Consider the following 754-nt stretch of genomic DNA (forward strand, 5'->3'; position numbering starts at 1 on the left):
TTCAGCTTCGCCAAGCGGTTGGTACACTAAGCGAACAAGACATCTTGGATGTGGATGCAGGTTTGAAACCAGCGAAATAACGTTCAGTTATACAACGAAATTAAAACGCCAGTTGATTCTTCAACTGGCGTTTTTTGTTGTCTATCATTCGATGCAAAGTACCTAACATTGTACGCCTAGCGATTATCTCGCAAATGCATTGCTATACCAGAACGTAGAACAGCAAGCATAAAAAAACAAAAAGGCCGCTTTGCAGCGACCTTTCAGATAGTGTTGTTCAAAGCTGTAAGGCTTAGCCTTTGCCGCCTTTAATTGCATTGATGATTTCGCTGGTTGAGCAACCATCTTCAAAGTTCAAAACACGAACTTCACCACCTGCTGCAATCACTTCTTTACCACCAGCAATCTCTTCTGGTTTGTAGTCACCGCCTTTCACTAACATGCTTGGCAGCACTTCAGAGATCAGACGCTGTGGCGTATCTTCACTAAACGGTACAACCCAGTCAACCGCACCTAAACCTGCCAATACTGCCATACGGCGATCGGTTGGGTGTACTGGACGACCAGGGCCTTTTAAACGCTTTACAGACTCATCGGTATTTACTGCGACAATTAGGCGATCACCTAGCTCAGCAGCATGGTTAAGGTAAGACACATGACCAGCGTGAAGAATATCAAAACGGCCATTGGTCATGACGACTTTCTCGCCACGAGCACGTGCTTTTTTCGCCGCTTCGATCAGTGCTTTTTCTGA

General features: G+C 45.5%; 1 protein-coding gene. It reads right to left on the reverse strand.

Translation table 11 applies throughout. The features are described from left to right. Window positions 1-292: 292 nt before the first annotated feature. Window positions 293-754 (reverse strand): D-glycero-beta-D-manno-heptose 1-phosphate adenylyltransferase (rfaE2, locus tag R7190_RS27065; RefSeq protein ID WP_318137826.1); only part of this gene is annotated, 462 nt, incomplete at its 5' end.

It is taken from the genome of Vibrio sp. 1078-1, from assembly GCF_033340475.1.